The following is an 18772-nucleotide window of genomic DNA, read 5'->3' on the forward strand; positions in this document are numbered from 1 at the left end:
ACTTTAGAGTTTTGAACCAAGAATGGTAGAAACTTTCATTACAGTCCGTAAATTGTCAAAAATGACTTAAGTAAACCTATGTCGTGCATCGTAATCTTTTAACTTAGAAGGTCCCAATTTACACAAGTGGTGACCAATGACGGTCCGCCGTGTACATTGACCCAATGTTGACGGCAGATATTCTAAATAAAACGAGACCATTCCTTAATGGCGGTGAACATGAAATACCACTATGGGTTAATGCACTTGCCCTATATTGGATAGTTACCGTGACACTTTTGCTTGGTACCGCCATTCTGTATGGTTTCTTACTTTTGCTGGAACGAGGATGGGAAAATCTCCTCAAGCATCTTGCGCGGTGGCTGTCCATCGGGATTGCGGTTTACTGTGCTCGATTAGTGGCCCACGGGGAAGCCTTCTTCAGCAGGGCTCGCTTTATGTTGGGAATTGGTTTCGGGTATGGAAACGAACGAAGAAGAGACACTTCTAGGGACTCACTGCGTCGGCTCCCCCAATCTTGGATTGCTAACTTGCTGGCAATGCTGGCATTATATTTCGCTGTGGTAATTGAGTTCATCTTTTTTATGTTGCGACTTAACTTTGTAAATTTGATAATTTGGGTCGGTGTTTTGTGGTACGTCGGTTACTTGCCAAATCTGGTGCTTAGAATTTCAGAAGTCGATTGGATTTCTCCGTTTACTACCGTTCCCCCCTCTCAGATAGTTGCCTTGCTTGCATTGTTGGTAATATTTGCGACTGTTGTGATGAAAAGCGATGTGCGAGGACGTACGGAATTCAGCAAAATGGCGTCCGTTGAGTGTCGGAAAACGCTAAACTTACTCAAGCCACACATCGACGCTCTATACAGGCTGGAAATTAAACATCAAGAAAATATTCTTGATGAAATTTCCCGATTTCCTACAACCGAATACCTAAAAGAAGCTACGGCGCACGACGGATTGAAATGGATAAACGGTCGCTTAGACAGAAAATCTCTCACTCAAAATACCAGCGAGTCGAATGAAAGCCAGATGGGACGGCATATTCCCACAGCTTTGACCAACTACCGACGCCCACTAAAATTGGATATACAAAACAAAATAAAACAAAACCTCGAATGCACTCGAAACCTATTACAAGAACTCGAAAAAAATGGATATGCCTATAAAATATCGTCCATAATACCTCGAGGTAATTTTCGCGCACGATATGAACTTCAACATTCAACCGGTTCTTTTTACGATGCCGAATTTTATACACTGGAAAGTATTGAAAAGTCGCTGGCCCCGCACAAAACTCGATTAGGCCGGAAGGTTTTCGATATTTGGAACAGTAACACTCCAATCACCGACCAAGAAAAGGCTATTCACCTACTCGAAAAGTTAGTTGGGCGTACAGCGGCTCATGCGCGTGATGATCTATGGGATTCCCTTCTTACAGCGGAACGACTTCGACGATTGGGTATGTCGATCGTAAGATCACGAAGAGATCGATTAATTGACAGAATTAAGCAATAACTCATCCCTCTATGAGTTTTGATGCACGCTTTGTGCCAATGTCACTTGACAGACATTTTGGGGATTCGGTTTTTGGTGCACACGCCAACAACCTGCAAAGCCATTTGTCACTGCTGTGGACGGCCGCCGCTATCACGGGCCACAATTTGCCCGACCTCCGCCCCAAGGCAGCGTTACTGTGTCTCACAACTAGAATGCCTCTTAGCCCATGGCTAGGAGGCATTCCTTGAGGACCTCCGCGGTTAGACCAAGCGTCTCCGTCGATAAGCCTCGGTCGGACATGCTTGTTACTACATGAGGGCCGGTGTCGACGAAGTCCTCCTGGAAGCAATCCTTGGGCTCCTCATCAGCTGGCGACGCGTCTGCACGAGGACGGGAAGCTAGTGTGCATCACAGGGGAACGACCAAAGCCATTTGATGGGAGGCAAGTGTGGCGGAGACTGTGGTTAACCTGATTGACGATCGTCGGGTGACCGTGGAGCTTCTCGCCAATCCGCTTGATTGGCGGGTGCGGGTGGTGGAGGAGATTTCGATTGATGCCGCCACCACATGCATGCGCCGGAGGTCGTTGCAGGTAGCGCCGTTGCGTCAGCACCTCGGTGCGGAAGTGCCCGTAGGGAGTACCCACGCGCTACTCGTGCTCCCGGTTGCACCAATGCCCCGTGGACCGCTCTTGGACTTCGATGCGCAGGGCCCAGACGGCGACGGCTGGGTGCTGCCGAGACTCGAGATAGCGGAGCGGCAGTCGCTGTACCTGACAGACGTGGCGGCGTCCTGCGGAGAAGAGGTAACCCCGGAGCTGCGGACGTTGCTCAACGCGGTGTGTGGTTTTACGGGAGAGCTGCTAACCGACGCCAAGGAGGTTTCCCTGGCGGAGTACCTTCAGGATGGATTAGGTCGGCCCGTGTCAACGAAGACGTTGGCCACATGGGAGGAAGTAGGCAACGTCTGCCGAGAGGTGCTACGGCCTCGTCTCGATGTCTTTCGCGACTATTCGGCTCCGGAAAATCCGGCACTAGTGCTGCCCGAGCTCTTCGTTGCCGGGGCACTGAGCACGGACGAGGAGGCCTGCGAATTGCTTGACCAGTACCGCGACTTAATAGTGGCCATGGATCAGCAAGCAAGGGACTCGGAACCTAATGCCGCAGGAGAGTTCCTCGACGTCCTTGCGGACTATGCCAACAACTACGATCTGATGGTGGCCATGCGCGTCCCACTGGATGAGCCGTTCTTGGTGAAAATCGCCGAACGCCGCGATGTGCGCTTGTCGCGGGTACGGAATCGCGGGACCCAGGAGCTCGTGATCGCTGACGCGCAGACGAATCATGTGACCTTCAAGGTCTCGGACCCGAATGTCTGGATCCGAGACTTCCGTGCATTGAAGCCGGACTCAGACGACTACTCCCTCGGGGCATTCCAGACGCGCGAAGATTCCCAGAGCCGCGCCTTCTATGCCCATGACATCGAGCGCGACTACCGGATACGCCTTAGTTTTCAGCTCAGGTTGCTGCGTCGCCTCCAACTGGTGCCCTACCTCGTCACTGGCTTGTTGGTGCTGCTGATCCTCGCCCTGATGGCCGAGCAGCCCACGGACCTGCGGTCACTTGCGCTCATTGTCGGCCCGGCGGCCCTTGCCGCTTCGGTGCTACTGGGCCGCGAGCCCTCCACGTTGGGCTCACGCTTAAGGTGGGTCAGCTCGGTAGCCTTGAGTGTCACTCTTCTGACTCTGATTCTCGTTTCAAGCATTCTGTACATATGGAGTCCGAGCGACGGCCGAACTGACACCGAGACTGGCTCCGGACCCAGCACGTCCTTTAGCCCTAGTGCCCCCGCCCCGGAGTCCGTCCCCCCAACTGCCCCCACCCAAGAATCCGTACAACCGCGTGTTCCCACCAATGAGTAAGATGACCCCTAGGAGGAACCATGGCGAAGAACACTGGGTACGGGTCTAGGCGTGGCGCCGTGACCGGCCGATCTCAGATGAAGACGGCCTCTGGCACCTGGGTGAAGCGCGACAGCTCCACCGGCCGGTTCGTCCAGGCGAAACAAAGCGGCGGTAGTTTCAAAGGCATCCGCAAGGAGAAGTAGGCCTACCCATCAGTCGGCGCCGCACCGTGCCATTCGACTGCACCGGGACACTGCCATCACTGCGGGCCGTTGCAAACCAATCGCTGCCTATCGACGCACCGCAGTAGGGGGCTAGCACAGCCGCCCCGTTCCCTCGTGCACACTCAAGTGGTTGCACCATGACCGCCATTTGAGTTCGGCCAGTCCACCGGGGCGGGATCAAAGCCGGCGGCAGTGGCGGGTTCGGCGGTCACGATCTCGGCAGGCCGAGGTGGAAGGTGGCGGTAGAGGGTGGTGCGAGTGATCCCGGTCTTCGCCACGATCTCGGCGATCGTATGCCCGCTCTCGCGCAGGTGCGCCGCGTAGGCCAGCTTGTCCGGGTCCACCACCGAGGGCCGCCCGATCCGCCGGCCCTTCGCGGTGGCCACCGCCCTCGCGTGGGCCGCCCGCTCCAGGCTGTAGGTGCGCTCCATCTGCCCGAACAACACCAACAGCACCACCGCCAGCTGCGCCATCGGATCGTTCGGGTTGGTGGAGTCCACCGTGATCGGATCCGCCAGATTGCGCACCCTCACCCTCCGCTCGGCCAGGTCGTGGATCAGGTGCAGAGTGTCGCGCACGGTGCGCCCGAGCCGGTCCAGCGTGTGCACTACGATCACGCCGCCCTGGCGGGCGTAGTCCAGCGCCGCAGTCAGTCCGGGGCGGTCGGTGGTGGTCCCGGACCTCTTGTCCACATAGATACGCTCCAGAGCGATGCCGACCTGCCGGAGGGCATCGATCTGCCGGTCGAGGCCCTGTTTGGCCGTCGAGACCCGCGCGTACCCCAATTCCATGACGCCGGCGTACCGGATGTCGATTCCGTGAGCCTGATACGGGCCAGCAGTTTTGGCCTAACTTGTGGAACACGACTCGCCGACCGAAGGACTCCAGAAGATACTCCGCTGCCGGCCGCCCCACTACCAAGGAAGTGGGACAGTCACCTCAAGCTCGACGAGCCGTCTCGCATCCCCTACCTTCCGATACAGTCGGTTGCTGTCATCGTCATCGTGTGCTGTCGCTTCTCGCCCCGTGCGCAGGGAAGGAACTCAGTGAAGGTGTCTCACCTCAGCCTGACGCGCAGGGTAACGGCAACACCTGTCCGAGAGTCAATAACCCGGCCGTCACCAAAGCTGTCAAGAAATGTGGGCGGACGAGATGAGAACTGAGTGTTGCATATGCTCGTGCACATGGCAGACGCATCCGACAGCGATATCTCGCGATCAGCACTTCCTTGGCACAAGCGGGTTAGAAAGCACCCGGCATGGTATGCAACCTGCCTAGTGGTGGTCGGACTGACCATCATGTGCGTGTCCTGGCTGACGCAGGGAAGCGTCTGGATGTCGAGCGCGCTGTCCAACGCTGGCATCGCCTTCATGTTGTTCGCGCCGTTCTATTGGTTTACGGAGCGGCTCAACGCATCGGTGCAAAGGGAGAGTCGGGAAACCAGGCGCACGGTCGCTGCTATTGAGTCGTATGTTGAACAGGTGGAACAGGAAACTAAACGACGCATCGACGATCTATCTGCTGAGGTGGCTGATCGCTTGGCTGCCGAAGAGAATAAAGAGAAGGAACTCATCGACGGCCTCCGAACGGCAACAGGCGATGAGGATCTGGAGGAGTTGCTGCTAACAGCTCACAATATGAACTGGGTGAGTTCCGGACACCCTCCAAGACTAGAGATAGACCCTCACCGAGGGCTGTGGCTTGCTGTTGATAGCGAAACGAGCCAGCACCATGATGACAGCTTGGGACATTTATCCTTCCAGTTATTGCAGAATCAACAGGTGGCGGGTGAGGTGTGCTGGTATGACGAAAATAGCCGCTTTGAGGTAAAGTCTCTCGTCGAAGTCATGACCGCGGTGGGCACCATGTGCAGGCGCGAAGGGTTCGCTGGCTTTGATGCAGGAGCCTTCCTTGCCGGCTTTGCGGATCTGCTCACAGTGGCGTCCAATGCGGAACCCGAGGGTCGGCCAGTGGTCGCCCAGTTCGGATCCGACTGGCTACTCACGAATCAAAGAATTTACAAGCACACCCGCCCAACTTACTCAGTGCCCTACTCGAGGTTTGATGACCCAACCATCGATTGGGTGCGCCACATAAATGAAAAGCCGAACGCAGACATCGAGTCTTTCGAAGAAGCCTATGGCGTGGCGCAGTTGATATTTCCGAATGAAAAGTTCGGACGCCCACATGGGTTCATGTGGGGCAACTAACCACACCGAATGGATGGAACTGTCAATACCAAGATTCACAGGAAGTGAGCAGCTAGGCCCGGCGATCTCGTAAGGAACTCGAGGCTGCAGTCACCCCGTGTATATGGGCTACCGCTGCTGTTGCAGGAGGGGACGGGCTGGCCACCCGGACGCACCGCTGCGAACGACTCATGGTGCTGGGACTGCGAGAGGGACCGCGAACTTCCACGCCGTCACATGACCGCGGCGCGCCAACCCCCTTAGAGGCTGCCAAGGTCCGGCCAGTTGCCAGACTCCTGCTGGTGCTTGAGGTAGCGGGCCTCGGCAGCCAGACGCTTCTGCTCTTCCTCGCGTGATTCCGCAGGTTCGGTTGCGAGCGGGATGTGCGTCACCGGTACAGGCGTGCGGAGAGGCAACGGTCGCTTGAGCAGGCGCTTGATCTCCTCCAGATCTTTGGCCGCGTGATGGGCGGTCTTCACGACCAGCACACGCCGGTCGAAGTGTGGAGTCCAGTCGAGCACATAACGCTGTACCACGCACTTCCAGCCGAACTTCTTCCCGTACCCTTCCCAGCAAATCTCAGCTTCGTACATGTCGGGCAGCGACGGCTTCGCCTTGTTGCGGAGGAACCCGACATCCCACGTGGTCCGCCAGTCCTGACCCGGTGCGAGAACGGGTATCAACCGAGGGGTGATGACGTCTTGGGATTCTTTCTCACCGTCCCAGGCGGATCGTTGCAAAGGCGGGTCAAAGGACATCCGAACATTTTTGGCCGCAGTCGCACCATAGTTTTTCACTACTAGTTCGAGGAGCTCGGGCATGTTTGAGTTGGGCTCCATGGTCACTGTCACGTACGGCTTGGCCGCCTCCTTCTGAAGATGACGAGCCTGGAAGATCGAAACAACGGCGAAGACGATGGCCAGAACACCAAGGCCAGTAGCGACGACCGTGCCGATGTCAGCCCAGTCAGAGAGCGGGATACCGAGCCACGCGAGGTTCACCGTCAAGGTCATTGACAGAACAGTAGTCTTCGTTGCGGACAGGAAAGTACGACACCCCCGACTGAGGAGGACCCCATGCCCCGCCGGAACGTGTCAAGGCCGGTGAGAAGAGGTGTTCGATAAGAGGATGACTCCATTGGCAAAGGCGCCGAGCGTGACGATCCAGAAGCGCGGGGTGATCTCGCTGAACAAATCAGCCCGCGAACTGGTCGACAACGCCCAGACAATGGAGTTGCTCTACGACCTCGACCGCAAAGTCATGGCGTTGCGCGGAGCCGATGATTCTTCCCCATACGCCTATGCGGGGCGCAGCGGATCCAAGCGCGGACCGGGGCAGGCAATCATCTCGGCCACCGCATTCACCGCCCACTCCGTCTCCACCACCCAAATGCTGCCCTCGGTCGCCACCGGATCCGGCACCACCAGGGCCATATAGTGAGCCAAGAACTCCAGGAGGACCTCGTAGCCCTCGGTGCCCGCCAGGCGGCGCAACTGCCGGCTTACCACCGCCCCCGAACACACAATGGGCCAGCGTCGACCACCCAAGAAGGGTCGCTGCCTCCCTGGATCCACCACCGCAACCAGGCGGTGGAAGCCCTTCGTAGAGGACGGAATGCTTTGCGTGGATCTTACCCACGCGGGCATCGTCATCCAGGGCAACCGCACCAAGAAGAACTATCCCGGTCCCACGGAAGTCGAGGGTGATACCGGGGCCTCCTAGGTCCTGGGCTTCCGCGAACCACCCCACACCGCCAGCACCTGCCCCCTACCATAGCCCTCACGGGTTGATAGAAAGGCGCTCCCATGGCCCGCAAAGCCGAAGTTCATCTGCAGGACGACCTCGACGGCGGTCCCGCCGACGAGACGGTCCACTTCGCCCTTGATGGCCAGGAATACGAGCTTGACCTCTCAAGGGACAATGCTGAAAAGCTGCGGAGGGCAGTACGCCCCTTCATCACCGGAAGCCGCAAGATCCCCAACAAGGAGCCCAAGACAGACGCCAAAGGGCCGGCAATCCGATGGAACCCGGACACTCCCCAAATCCGGAAATGGGCTCAAATTAATGGCTATGACGTCTCCGACCGCGGGCGCATCCCCCGGAACATCCAGGAAGCCTATTACGCCGCCGCTAGGTAGTTCATCCCCATCAGGTGAGCACAGCAGGTTTCACTGGACCGCCTCGATACCCCGCCTAGAGGGCGCGGCTCAAAGGCATAACCCAAACCAGAAAAGGGCCTTGATCAAGCTGTTCTTACAACTGCGCTTCCGGAGAATTGAGCGAGCACCCCTGAATGTAATGACCGAGCTCTTTTCGGAATATTTCCGACCCCTGCAATGGCCAGTGCTGCGCCCTAGCATTATTTATTGATCTGCAAGGGAGGAAGAGTTCCTATGACTTCATTCGTCCTTACGCTGACAGTGGTAACGCGCTTGATGAGGTCAAGGATGTATCGAGCGGTTGCGTGCTCGGCGGCCCAGTCATTAGGGTCATTAACAATGCCGGAATTTTTGTCGACTTTAACCTGGTAACGGTCAATCAACCAATCAAGCCCGGATCGAGGTCCGAGCATGTACGCATGCGCCGCCGCCGGAATGCGTTCAAGAGTAATCCACGCGTTGTATATGATCTTGGTCTTATCCTTACCAGTGCCGTATTTTGGCTTGCTCACCCGGTAGAGTTGCGCCGGATCCGTAGGTGCGCCATCTTTGACGACCTCAGTTAATGGATAGGGCTCCGCAGTTTCGTATCCCAGATGTAACTCGGCTAGCTGCCGGCCAGCATCGGCGAAGGTCTTGAAGTCCGAGGCACTGGCAACTTTGGGGATACGCGGCAACATCTTTGTAAGGTCCGATGCATAAGTGGATCGGTAATCCGGAGAGTGCAGCAGGCCATAGACGTAATAGAAGACATCATCTTTGGTGACCGCCTCTCCGTAGGAAGAACGGTAATCAGCAAGGGCCCTGTCAGTGATGTTGTCAACACGTCGATACCCATGCTCGTCGACAGCGTCCGCAATGGCTTCAAGGTCCAGTTGGCCTTCTTTGGTTGTCACTTTTTCGTATGTCCACCGGGCGAAGAACTGAGCAGTATCCAAAGTATGCAGGTTCGGAAGAGCATCGACAATGAATGGCGTGAACTCAAAGTGCGAAGCTGGCCCAGTTAGCAAAATCCCCAGGTTGCGATGATGGGAGGTCGGAAAAAGGGTGTCCAGCTGATAAACCATGTCATTCATAGAGCGGTCAAAGTATACATGTTGACGCGTAAATGGTCGGTATGCCCCTGTGTACAGCCTTTCCGAATTGAACTTATGGTACTTGCCGCGGGCGAGGTCCTTTCGTAGGCCGCGGTTCCAGCTGATACGAGAAAAATCGCTATCGACCTGATCCGCCGTGGTGGTGTTTGTGGCGACGAGGTTTACTTGGCGGTTATAATTGTCGATCATACGACGCATGTTTGTTTCCACCGCCGCTTTCGAGTAGTTGTAACACCACGCGTCTCGAGCGGTTGCCAGTCCACGGCTATAAGTTTGGAAGATGGCGATAGTATCCGCCGTGACTTTTTTTTCACCGATGGCCGGGTAGGTCGTGAATTCATGGTTGCGTTGGCTGAGCCAGTCACCGGCCGCGTTTGGCTCGATGAGTTTCCAGGCAACGTTATCCAGGGTGGCGCAGTTGACGATGTCAAGCTTTTCTTCGCGGGTGAGGTAGTCGCCAATGTCGTGGTAATGGACACGGCATGGACCGGGGCTGGCAGGCTTTTTGACTGCTATGAGGATGGCGACGGTGTTGCGGCTGCCCGAGCCGAAGATTTTGCCACCTTCCTTGCGTGACTGCTCGCCGGAGGTGCGCTGGTTGCCCCGTAGATTGAAGACATAGAGGGTGGAGAACTCCTCGGCCAACGTAAGGCGGAGCCCGTCTGCGGTGTTGCCGTCGATCCAGCCGCCGTTGGTGACGTAGGCAATGACGCCGGAGTTGCCGATGCGGTCGGTGGCCCAGCGGATAGCCCGGATGTAGGAGTCGTAGAGGCTGTTCTTATTGGTGGCTGTAGAGCGGGTCACGTAGGTACGTGCGATGGCCGCGTCCAAGGTGGGGTAGGCCAGATTGGCGTTGTTATCGTTGGCGCTGGACTGGCCGACGGAGTACGGGGGATTGCCGATGATGACCTTGATAGGCGCCTCGAGCTGAGTTACGGCGCGGTCATTATTGGCGGTGAACATCGCCATGTCGAGGGTGTCGCCGTGTTCGGACATTTGGAAGGTGTCGGTAAGCACGATCCCGTTGAAGGGCCGGTAATCCCCGCCGGCGAGGCCGTGGTAGGTGGCTTCGATGTTGACGGCGGCGATGTAGTAGGCCAGCAACATGATTTCGTTGGCGTGCAGCTCGGAGGCGTACTTGCGGGCTAGGTCGTGCTCGCTGATGATCCCGGACTGCAGCAGCCGGGTGATGAAGGTGCCGGTCCCGGTGAAGGGGTCCAGGATGTGCACACCCTCATCAGTGAGGCCGCGGCCGAACTCGGCCCGAGAGACGTCATCGGCGGCCCGGAGGATGAAATCGACGACCTCGGTGGGGGTGTAAACGATGCCCAGGGCGTCGGCCTGCTTGCGGAAGCCGAGCTTGAAGAACTTCTCGTAAAGCTCGGCAATGATCCGCTGCTTGCCCTCAGCACTGTCGACACCGGCCGCGCGCATCCGCACGGACTCGTAGAAGCCAGTCAGCTTCTCGGTCTCCGCGTCCAAGCCCTTACCCTCAAGGGCGGTAGCCATGGTGTCCATGACGATAGAGACGGGGTTGTGGGCGGCGAAGTCGTAGCCCTCGAACAAGGCGTCGAAGACCGGCTTGGTGATCAGGTGCTGGGAGAGCATCGAGATCGCTGACTCAGCGTCGATGCTGTCGTTGAGGTTCTCCCGCAATCCCTTGACGAACGCAGCGAACTGCTCGGCTACCTCATCATCGGCCTGGTCGACCAGCGCCCGGATGCGGGTCTGCTGGGCGCCGGCGATGTCGGCGACGTCCTTGGCCCAGTCCTCCCAGTAGGTGCGCGTGCCGACCTTGTCCACGATCTTCGCGTAGACGGCGTCGCGCCACTCCAGCTCGAGGTTGAGCATCCCTTGGACGCCGCGGCGCAGCGCGTCCTCCTGCTCACGCTCCGTACTCGTCTTGTCGGTGTATTCGTCGTCGCCGTCTCCGGCGCCGACGTGGCCGATCATCAGCTTGTCGGTGGCCTGGGACTTGTTCAGGTCCAGCTTGTTGACCATGGCGTTGAACCGGTCGTCGTGGGCCCGCAGAGCCTGGAGGACCTGCCAGACGACCTTGAATCGCTGGTTGTCTGCCAACGCCTGCTCCGGGGCCATCCCCGCCGGCACGGCCACGGGCAGGATGATGTACCCGTAGTCCTTCTCGGGTGCCTTACGCATGACCCGGCCGACGGACTGGATGACGTCGACCACGGAGTTGCGCGGGTTCAGGAACATCACCGCATCCAGGGCCGGGACGTCCACACCCTCGGACAGGCAGCGGGCGTTGGAGAGGATCCGGCACTCCCCCTCCGGGACGGGGGCCTTGAGCCAGTCCAGGCGGTGGTTGCGTTCCAGGGCGTTGTAGGTCCCGTCCACGTGCTCCACCGAACACCGCAGGATGTTGTCGCCGGCACTCTCGTAGGCGTCGATGACCTCTTCGAAGGCCCCGGCCAGCCGCTTGGAGGTCTTGATGTCACGCAGGAACGCCACCGCCCGCTGCATCGGCTTCTCCCCCGCTCCGAAGCCGCCGGCGCCATTGTGGCCGGTGCGCTTGGCCAACCCGTTCCAGCACCCCACGATCCGGGTCGCGTCGTCGAGGGTGAGCTCGTGGTTCTCGTCGGCCAGCTGCTGCTGCAGGGGCCCGGCGATGTACTCCTCATCGACGGTGAGGACCAGCACCTTGTAGTCGGTCAGCAGCCCGCGCCCGACCGCGTCCCCGAAGCCCAAGCGGTGGAACTCCGGGCCGTAGACCGTCTCATCGTCCATGGAGGTGAGTACCGCGGCGTTCTCATTCGCCTTGGCCTTGGTCTCCTCGGCGAAGATCCGCGGGGTCGCCGTCATGTACAACCGCTTGGCCCCGGTGATGTAGTCGGCGTCGTGGATCTTCACGAAATTCGACTCGTCCACCCCCGCCAAGGTGGCGCCGGTGGTGCGGTGGGCCTCATCGCAGACGATCAGATCGAACCCCGGCGCCCCCTGCGCCTGTGCGTCGTGGATGACGGGCAGGGACTGGTAGGTGGAGAACACCACCGAGACCTCCGGCTCCCCCACCTCACCGGCGATGGCGTGGGCGAGCCTAGTGGCATCGGTAGTCACCGGGATGACCACGTCCACCGTGGAGATGTCCTCGGCCGCACGGGATGCTTTGGTGTCCGAACACACCGCGTAAGAGGCCATCGGCATCGCGGTCTGGCCGGTCCACTCCCGCAGCGTCTGGGACATCAGGGATATTGAGGGGACCAGGAACAGGACCCGGAACGCCCCGGCCCGCCCCTGCTCACGGGCGGCGGCGGCCATGGTCTCCACCAGCTTCAGGGAGGTGAAGGTTTTGCCGGTGCCGCAGGCCATGATCAGCTTGCCTCGGTCGTGGGCGGTGAAGCCGGCGGTGACCTTCTCGATCGCCTCCTGCTGGTGGGGGCGCGGCTGGTGCTTGGCGGCCGGCTTGAGATCGACCTCGAGCTGGTCTTCGGCCGGCCAGGCCACGTGCCAGTCGATCGGGGCCGCGGCGATCTCCGAGAGCCCGATCCGCTGCACCGGGATCGCCTGCTTCTTGATCGTCTCCTCGGCGTTGCCGCCCCAGTGCTCGGTGGTGGAGATGATGATGCGGTTGGAGAACCCTTCCTTGCCCGAGGCGGCCAGGAATGAGTCGATGTCCGCTTTGGACACGTAGTGGTGGGGTTCGTAGAACTTGCACTGGATCGCCGTCCACGACCCATCCCCCCGGTGGCGGGCCACCAGGTCAATGCCGGTGTCGGGTTGGCCGTTGCGGCCCTCCCAATCCGACCAGCGCATCACCCGGTCGAAGGTCGAGGAGTAGATCGGGTCCAGCTCAAAGTACCGGACCATCAGTTCCTCGAACTTCGCTCCCCGGTCGTAGTTGGTGCGCTCCTGACGGAACGCTTCCATCACCTCATGGACCGACGTCGTCACCGGGCTCAACTCCTACAACTGGACTGCACTGGGGGCACCGTCGAATCTACCGGTCAGAGGCCTCCAGTCCGTCCAGGGACCGCAGGATCGTCTCGGGCAACTCCAGAGGCTCGAGCCGGTACGGCGACCACTGATCCTGCGTCCCCGGCTTCAGGGACGCAGAGAAGCGATACCGCCCTTGTGCGGTGGGCGTGCCCTTGCGCTTGTCGAACTCATCGCTGGGCACCAACCATGCCTGGCGCAGCTGACCGTGTTCGTCGTCCACGGCCACGAACAGCAACGCCAGGTCGCTGCGAGGCGTGAAGGTCTGGGACCGCACGAACGCCTGGAAACGTCCACGTGCGACCACAGTTCCGGAAAGCATCCTCGCCTTGGCCTGCACCGCCAGGGTCGCCGTCCCGCCGCGCTGATGGAACACCAGATCCACCCCCTCGTCATCAACCATCGAGGTAGAGACATTCAGCCGGCCCTGACTGACCAGGATGCAGAACGAGGCGACGAGGTATTCCGCAGCCTTGCCCATCCGACCGGCGTTCGGCGACTTCTCCAAATAGGCATCCATCCCGCCACCCTAGGCATGCCGATGAAGAGGAAAGCGGTTCAGACCCGCATTGGGATCATGGCATCACCCAAATCCATATGAAGTGCGTAGTGCACTTTGCACCGACACGGGTATTTCTTTTTGTGAATTTACGAATGGGGTCGGGGCGTACTAGAAATCATTCTTGCTGCGCCGGATGGATATGACAGCTGACGCCGGCGGTCAGAAGCTTTGAAGCTTTCCCGGCAAACTAGCGCGCCATGTTTCAAGGTCGCCACCGAACAATCCGCTCCAGGGCAGGGGAGTTCTCGCCCATCGGCATGGTCAATGCAGAGCCCCCAGGTCAAGACTACTTTCGTCTCGAACTGAGGCGTCCCGGGGATCTCCAGCGGCACCTCTTACCGAACCACTTCGCCTGGGTGGGGAGGTGCCCTGCTGGGCCGACATAAGAGCCGAGACACGCCCGTGATCAAAGCGAGACTTTTCCGTTATCTTTCGATTAGTGTTCTCTCCGTGCCGGTCGCCTCACCGACCGGTATCCCCGTGCACATCGCCGAATTCTGCCGGTGCCCGGGGCCCCCAGAACACATCGCTCGGCAGAAGCGGGGGAACCATGAACGGTCCCTCCCCCGGGACCTAGGGGTTAAGTCGTCAGGGCCCCCGCCCTGACGACCGGGTGTCTCCCACCCGCATCCGACAGCTCACCTCGCAGGCAAGAGGGAGGACATCACTCATGCCCATTTTCCAGTCCCGCATGCCCCGCCACCGCGCCCAGAGCTCGTTCCGCCCCGGACGCACCGCGATCCTGGCGGTCGCCGGCGGCGCCCTGGCGTTCGGCAGCATGGCACCGGCCCAGGCCGCCCCCGCCGCAGCCCCCCAGCAGCTGATCAGCATCCAGTCCCAGTCCGGCAAGGCCGCGACCATCGCCGCCGCCGCCAAGAACCAGCTGGGCGTGGGCCAGGACTGCACCGCCCTGGTCACCAAGTCCCTGCGCGCGGCCGGGATCAACCACCACGGGTGGCCGGCCTCCTATCTGAAGCTCGGCACCCGGGTCTCCGCCGCCCAGGCCCAGCCCGGTGACCTGGTCTACTACGCCAACGGCGGCATGGGCTTCGCCCACATCGCCGTGTACATCGGTGGCGGCAAGGCCGTCCACGGCGGCTGGAACGGCAACCAGACGGTCATCCAGACCGTCAACGTCGGCTCCGGCCCCGTCTACCTCCGCGTGCGCTGACCCCATGCACCTGAGCGGGGAGTGCGGTTCCCGGCCGTCCAGACGGAACCGCACTCCCCGCATCCACTAGAGGCGACCTCCGGATGCGGGGAGCCTCGCGGCAAGGTCCACCGCGAAAACCATTTGGAGCCCACTCTTCCCAGCCTGATATATGAGTCGTATGCTCGACCCGGGTCCGCCAGCGGATCGATCGCCAACTCGACGAGGAGTGGAACGGCATGCGACAACTCGCGCACCGGCTCGACCGGCTGGGCACCGAGACCGCCTTCAGCGTCGCGCAAGCCGCGGCCGCTTGGAAGGCGGGAGGGAACCGTGTGTACCCCTTCCACCTCGGCGACATCAACATCCCGACGGCTCCGCACATCATCGAGGCGATGGACCGGGCCATCGCCGACGGCTACACGGGTTACTGCCCCGGCCCCGGCATCCCGCAGCTGCGCGAGGCCCTCGCCGAGGACATCGGCTCGCGTCGCGGCATCGACCTCAGCCCCGAGAACGTCGTCGTAATGACGGGCGGGAAGCCCGTCATCACGAAGTTCCTGCAGGCGGTCATGAACCCCGGCCAGGAGGTGCTCTACCCGAACCCCGGCTTCCCGATCTACGAGTCGCAGATCGAGTACCTCGGTGGCACGGCCGTGCCGTACCGCTACCTCCCCACGGAGGACGGCTTCGCCATCGACCTCGACCAGGTGCGCGCCTCGATCACCCCGAACACGGTCGCCATCATCTACAACGACCTGCAGAACCCCATCTCGGCCGAGTCGACGGCGGCCGAGCGCGAGGCCGTCGCGCAGCTCGCCCAGGAGCACGATCTCTGGGTGCTCTCCGACGAGGCCTACTTCGAGACGCGCTACGAGGGGGTCTCGAGCTCGATCGCCTCGCTCCCCGGCATGGCCGAGCGCACCGTCATCCTCTACACGTTCAGCAAGAAGTTCGCCATGACCGGCTCACGCCTCGGCTGCGCCGTCGCGCCGGTCGAGCTCGCCAAGGTGCTCAGCACGCTCAACACCAACGACGAGTCCTGCACCACGCACTACGTGCAGTGGGCCGGCATCGAGGCACTCCGCGGTACGCAAGAGCCCGTGCAGCAGATGCTCGACGTCCTGCGCGAGCGCCGGGACGCCGCCTGTGAGCTCGTGAACGCCACCCCCGGCATGCACGTGGCCGTGCCGCAGTCCACGTTCTACCTATTCCCCGACGTCACCCAGGCCATGGAACGCATGGGGTACTCGGCGGTCGGCGACTTCGCCACGGCGGCCCTGCACGAGACCGGCGTCTCCTTCTGCACGCGAGAGCACTTCGGCCGCCGCCAGCCCGGCGAGGACCGGCAGTACATCCGGCTCGCCTACTCGGGCATCGACGTCCCCGATATCCGCGACGGCCTCGGCCGCCTGTGCCAGTGGATCGAGTCGGCATGAGCCGGGTCGTCGTCACGGGACGGGTGCCCGACGCCGCGATCGAGAAGCTCCGCGTCGAGCACGACGTCGACGCCTGGCCGGATCCGGAGCCGATCGGCCGCGAGGAACTCCTGCGCCGGGTGGCCGGCGCCGACGCGGTCGTGAGCCTGCTGACCGAACGCGTCGACGCCGAGCTGCTCGACGCCGCCGGCCCGCAGCTGAAGGTGGTCGCGAACGTCGCCGTCGGCTACGACAACATCGACGTGCCGGCCTGCACCGAGCGGGACGTCGTGGCCACCAACACCCCCGGGGTGCTCACGGACGCCACGGCCGACATCGCCTTCGGCCTCATCCTCATGGCGACCCGCCGGCTCGGCGAGGGGGAACGACTCATCCGCTCTGGCCAGGCCTGGAAGTGGGGCATGTTCTTCCTGCTCGGCAGCGGCCTGCAGGGCAGGACCCTCGGAGTCGTGGGCATGGGCGGCATCGGCCAGGCGACCGCGCGCCGCGCCAAGGCCTTCGGCATGGAGGTCGTCTACCAGTCGCGCAGTGAGTGCGATCCCGGGATCGCCGCCGAGCTGGGCGCCCGGCGGGTCGATCTCGACGAGCTGCTGGCCGTCTCCGACGTCGTGTCGCTGCACTGTCCTTACGGGCCCGCCACGCACCACCTGATCGGCGCGGAGCAGCTGGCGGCGATGAAGGACTCGGCGTACCTCGTCAACACCGCGCGAGGGCCGATCGTCGACGAAGCGGCGCTCGCGTCCGCGTTGCGCGAGGGCCGGATCGCGGGTGCCGGGCTGGACGTCTACGAGCACGAGCCCCGGGTGCATCCCGAGCTGTTGGAGCTCGACAACGTGGTGCTGGTACCGCATCTGGGCTCCGCCACCGTGGAGACGCGCACCGCGATGGCGGTGCTCGCCGCCGAGAACGTGCTCGCCCTGCTCGGCGGGGAACGACCGCCGACACCGATCGGGTAGCAGCAGGGGCATCCGTCGATCGGGACAGGACCCCGAGGATCAGCCCAACCTTGATCTCTCCCAGAGCGCGGCCAACGTGATGCTCTGATGGCCACGCCTGGGGACGTTTCACCTGGGTACCAGAGATGAGCCACCAGTCCGCTCGGACACCATGCGCAACGGTAGAATCGGTCACCAGGACGAGAGGAGGAGCCATGTCCCAGGACACCGCGATGAACCGGTCAAGCCTGCGCACCCTGCTCCTTCACCGGTCGCTGGTCCCCAAGTTGAACGAAGAGACCCTGTCCTCCTGGACACCGCGGATCCTCCAGAACCTCGAGCGACTCAGCAGCTCGGTGCAAGGGCATCCGCACGTGGAGAACCTCGACCGCTGGCGCCGCATCGTGGAGACCCGCGATGTGGAGACCCTACGGACGGTCCTGGACTCCACCGACCCCGGCAGCATCGAGATGCGTGAGGTCTCCCCCATGGGCGGCCTGATTGGCCAGGAGGAGCGGCTGTCCATCCTGAAGTCGTTGCCGAGACGCTGAGTGCACCGCTACCAGCTCGAGCACGCGATCCGTGCGGCCTGCAGCATCATCCGGTACGCGATCACTGCGCTCCACCCTGATCGCTCCACGATCCCGACCTACCCGAAGGCGTCCACTCAAGCTCCGGTCCGGGGTTGGAAGGCCTCGATCAGGGTCATGCCCCACCGCACGGATCGACGGGTACCGGCTGAGCTCATCGTGCCGCCCGGAACGAGTCCGTGAGTGCCGGCGATCACGTTTCTCACGAGGTGCCGCGGAGCCAGTCCTCGAACCGGGTCTGGGCGGTCGTGAAGTCTCCTCGGGGCAGGAGGCCGCCGTTGCCGAGAGCGGTGAACGGCACCGGCACCCGGAGGACCTTCCCGTGACCGCCTCGGCGCTGGTCGATCGCGCGGGCCAGCTCCGCCATGTCGCGGACCTCGGGCCCCGCGATGACGGCGTCGTCGGAGGCCGCGGAGCCGCCGGGCTCCAGAGCACGGTCGGCGACGAACGCGGCGGCGTCGTCGGCGGCCAGCGGCCGGGAGCGCATCCCGGGCACCGCGGAGAGCGGGCCGATGCGCATCTGCGACAGCAGGGTCTCGGCCAGTTCGTACCACTGCGCCGAGGCCACGAACGTGACCGGGACGGGCCCGACACGGTAGGTCTGCTCCTGAGCGGCCTTGCCCGCGTAGTAGCCCATCCACCGGTGCACCTCGGGCTCCCGGGCATTGAGGATCGTGACGCACACGATCCGGGACACCCCTGCCCGCTGTGCCGCCGCCGCCACGTTGCGTGCGGTGGTGGTGAAGAAGTCGACGGCGCGCTTGCGGGACAGCGTCGCCAGATGGAGGCAGTCCACCACGGTGGAGACTCCCTCGAACGCGGCGTCCAGGCCGTCCCCGGAGTAGGCGTCGACGCCCTGTCCGCGGGAGACCTCGACGACGTCGACGCCGCGCTCCCGCAGATGTGTCACCACTCGTGCGCCCAGCTGCCCGGTCGCGCCCAGGACCGCCACCTTCCGGCGCTCGCCCTCGTCCGTGCTCTCCATGGCCCACCGTCCTCTTCCCGCCGTCCGTGCCTCGGTGCTGCTGGCACCGATTCTCCTCGCCGGCCGGTCCTGCCGCGAGTGTCACC

14 protein-coding genes, 1 pseudogene and 1 riboswitch are annotated in these 18772 nt (G+C 61.7%); of the genes and pseudogenes, 10 read left to right on the forward strand and 5 right to left on the reverse strand.

What is annotated here, in order from left to right:
- Positions 1 to 149: 149 nt before the first annotated feature.
- The 3 genes from RF644_RS03795 to RF644_RS03805 all read left to right on the forward strand — a co-directional run bounded on the left by RF644_RS03795 (position 150) and on the right by RF644_RS03805 (position 3605).
- Positions 150 to 1517: a hypothetical protein gene (locus RF644_RS03795; RefSeq protein WP_368795453.1), complete on the forward strand. Its 1368-nt coding sequence runs from the start codon at positions 150 to 152 to the stop codon at positions 1515 to 1517.
- A 442-nt stretch (positions 1518 to 1959) separates the two neighbouring features.
- Positions 1960 to 3420, forward strand: a complete 1461-nt coding sequence (locus RF644_RS03800) for a hypothetical protein (protein WP_368795454.1) — start codon at positions 1960 to 1962, stop codon at positions 3418 to 3420.
- A 20-nt stretch (positions 3421 to 3440) separates the two neighbouring features.
- Positions 3441 to 3605 carry a hypothetical protein gene (locus tag RF644_RS03805; RefSeq protein ID WP_368795455.1) on the forward strand — a complete coding sequence of 55 codons (165 nt, stop codon included), beginning with the start codon at positions 3441 to 3443 and terminating at the stop codon, positions 3603 to 3605.
- Between the two features lie 143 nt (positions 3606 to 3748).
- On the opposite strand, the gene RF644_RS03810 is transcribed toward RF644_RS03805, so the two are convergent.
- Positions 3749 to 4417, reverse strand: coding sequence for a recombinase family protein (locus RF644_RS03810; RefSeq protein ID WP_368795456.1), 669 nt, complete (start codon positions 4415 to 4417; stop codon positions 3749 to 3751).
- 393 nt (positions 4418 to 4810) lie between these two features.
- Here RF644_RS03810 and RF644_RS03815 point away from each other — a divergent pair, with 393 nt between their 5' ends.
- Positions 4811 to 5836 (forward strand): hypothetical protein, encoded by a 1026-nt coding sequence (locus RF644_RS03815; protein ID WP_368795457.1) that lies wholly within the window; start codon positions 4811 to 4813, stop codon positions 5834 to 5836.
- A 239-nt stretch (positions 5837 to 6075) separates the two neighbouring features.
- Here RF644_RS03815 and RF644_RS03820 read toward each other — a convergent pair whose 3' ends face one another.
- Positions 6076 to 6816: a hypothetical protein gene (locus tag RF644_RS03820; protein ID WP_368795458.1), complete on the reverse strand. Its 741-nt coding sequence runs from the start codon at positions 6814 to 6816 to the stop codon at positions 6076 to 6078.
- Between the two features lie 154 nt (positions 6817 to 6970).
- Here RF644_RS03820 and RF644_RS03825 point away from each other — a divergent pair, with 154 nt between their 5' ends.
- Together RF644_RS03825 and RF644_RS03830 are read left to right on the forward strand one after the other, a co-directional pair.
- Positions 6971 to 7252, forward strand: coding sequence for a hypothetical protein (locus RF644_RS03825; RefSeq protein WP_368795459.1), 282 nt, complete (start codon positions 6971 to 6973; stop codon positions 7250 to 7252).
- Between the two features lie 368 nt (positions 7253 to 7620).
- Entirely contained in the window at positions 7621 to 7953 is a 333-nt protein-coding gene (locus RF644_RS03830) for an Lsr2 family protein (protein WP_368795460.1), read from the forward strand.
- Positions 7954 to 8174: 221 nt separating this feature from the next.
- Here the strand turns inward: RF644_RS03830 and RF644_RS03835 are convergent, their stop codons facing one another.
- Both RF644_RS03835 and RF644_RS03840 read right to left on the reverse strand, forming a co-directional pair.
- Positions 8175 to 12983, reverse strand: a complete 4809-nt coding sequence (locus RF644_RS03835; RefSeq protein WP_368795461.1) for a DEAD/DEAH box helicase — start codon at positions 12981 to 12983, stop codon at positions 8175 to 8177.
- Between the two features lie 46 nt (positions 12984 to 13029).
- Positions 13030 to 13545, reverse strand: a complete 516-nt coding sequence (locus RF644_RS03840; protein WP_368795462.1) for a hypothetical protein — start codon at positions 13543 to 13545, stop codon at positions 13030 to 13032.
- A gap of 520 nt (positions 13546 to 14065) precedes the next feature.
- Positions 14066 to 14252: riboswitch (cyclic di-AMP (ydaO/yuaA leader) on the forward strand.
- A gap of 170 nt (positions 14253 to 14422) precedes the next feature.
- On the opposite strand from RF644_RS03840, the pseudogene RF644_RS03845 reads away from it, so the two are divergent.
- From RF644_RS03845 to RF644_RS03860, 4 genes and pseudogenes are all read left to right on the forward strand, one after another.
- Positions 14423 to 14758: pseudogene (locus tag RF644_RS03845) on the forward strand (NlpC/P60 family protein); the annotation flags it as partial.
- 218 nt (positions 14759 to 14976) lie between these two features.
- The gene (locus RF644_RS03850; RefSeq protein WP_368795463.1) at positions 14977 to 16176 is read left to right on the forward strand and encodes a pyridoxal phosphate-dependent aminotransferase; all 1200 of its coding nucleotides are present in this window, start codon (positions 14977 to 14979) and stop codon (positions 16174 to 16176) included.
- On the forward strand, positions 16173 to 17132 hold the full coding sequence (locus RF644_RS03855; RefSeq protein WP_368795464.1) for a 2-hydroxyacid dehydrogenase: 960 nt from the start codon (positions 16173 to 16175) through the stop codon (positions 17130 to 17132). The genes RF644_RS03850 and RF644_RS03855 overlap by 4 nt, the downstream gene beginning before the upstream one ends.
- 194 nt (positions 17133 to 17326) lie before the next feature.
- A complete protein-coding gene (locus RF644_RS03860) occupies positions 17327 to 17662 on the forward strand; it encodes a hypothetical protein (protein ID WP_368795465.1) in 336 nt (111 codons plus the stop codon).
- 241 nt (positions 17663 to 17903) lie between these two features.
- On the opposite strand, the gene RF644_RS03865 is transcribed toward RF644_RS03860, so the two are convergent.
- On the reverse strand, positions 17904 to 18686 hold the full coding sequence (locus RF644_RS03865; protein ID WP_368795466.1) for an SDR family oxidoreductase: 783 nt from the start codon (positions 18684 to 18686) through the stop codon (positions 17904 to 17906).
- Positions 18687 to 18772 lie beyond the last annotated feature (86 nt).

Origin of the sequence: Kocuria sp. CPCC 205258 (assembly GCF_040981005.1) — a bacterium.
Taxonomy (GTDB): domain Bacteria; phylum Actinomycetota; class Actinomycetes; order Actinomycetales; family Micrococcaceae; genus Kocuria; species Kocuria rosea.

Bases quoted from the DNA above. Each gene is read 5' to 3' on its own strand.
- RF644_RS03830 (WP_368795460.1), top strand. From the start codon at position 7,621: ATGGCCCGCAAAGCCGAAGTTCATCTGCAGGACGACCTCGACGGCGGT.
- RF644_RS03840 (WP_368795462.1), bottom strand. From the start codon at position 13,545: ATGGATGCCTATTTGGAGAAGTCGCCGAACGCCGGTCGGATGGGCAAG.
- RF644_RS03815 (WP_368795457.1), top strand. From the start codon at position 4,811: ATGGCAGACGCATCCGACAGCGATATCTCGCGATCAGCACTTCCTTGG.
- RF644_RS03865 (WP_368795466.1), bottom strand. From the start codon at position 18,686: ATGGAGAGCACGGACGAGGGCGAGCGCCGGAAGGTGGCGGTCCTGGGC.
- RF644_RS03850 (WP_368795463.1), top strand. From the start codon at position 14,977: ATGCGACAACTCGCGCACCGGCTCGACCGGCTGGGCACCGAGACCGCC.
- RF644_RS03860 (WP_368795465.1), top strand. From the start codon at position 17,327: ATGTCCCAGGACACCGCGATGAACCGGTCAAGCCTGCGCACCCTGCTC.
- RF644_RS03810 (WP_368795456.1), bottom strand. From the start codon at position 4,417: ATGGAATTGGGGTACGCGCGGGTCTCGACGGCCAAACAGGGCCTCGAC.
- RF644_RS03855 (WP_368795464.1), top strand. From the start codon at position 16,173: ATGAGCCGGGTCGTCGTCACGGGACGGGTGCCCGACGCCGCGATCGAG.
- RF644_RS03805 (WP_368795455.1), top strand. From the start codon at position 3,441: ATGGCGAAGAACACTGGGTACGGGTCTAGGCGTGGCGCCGTGACCGGC.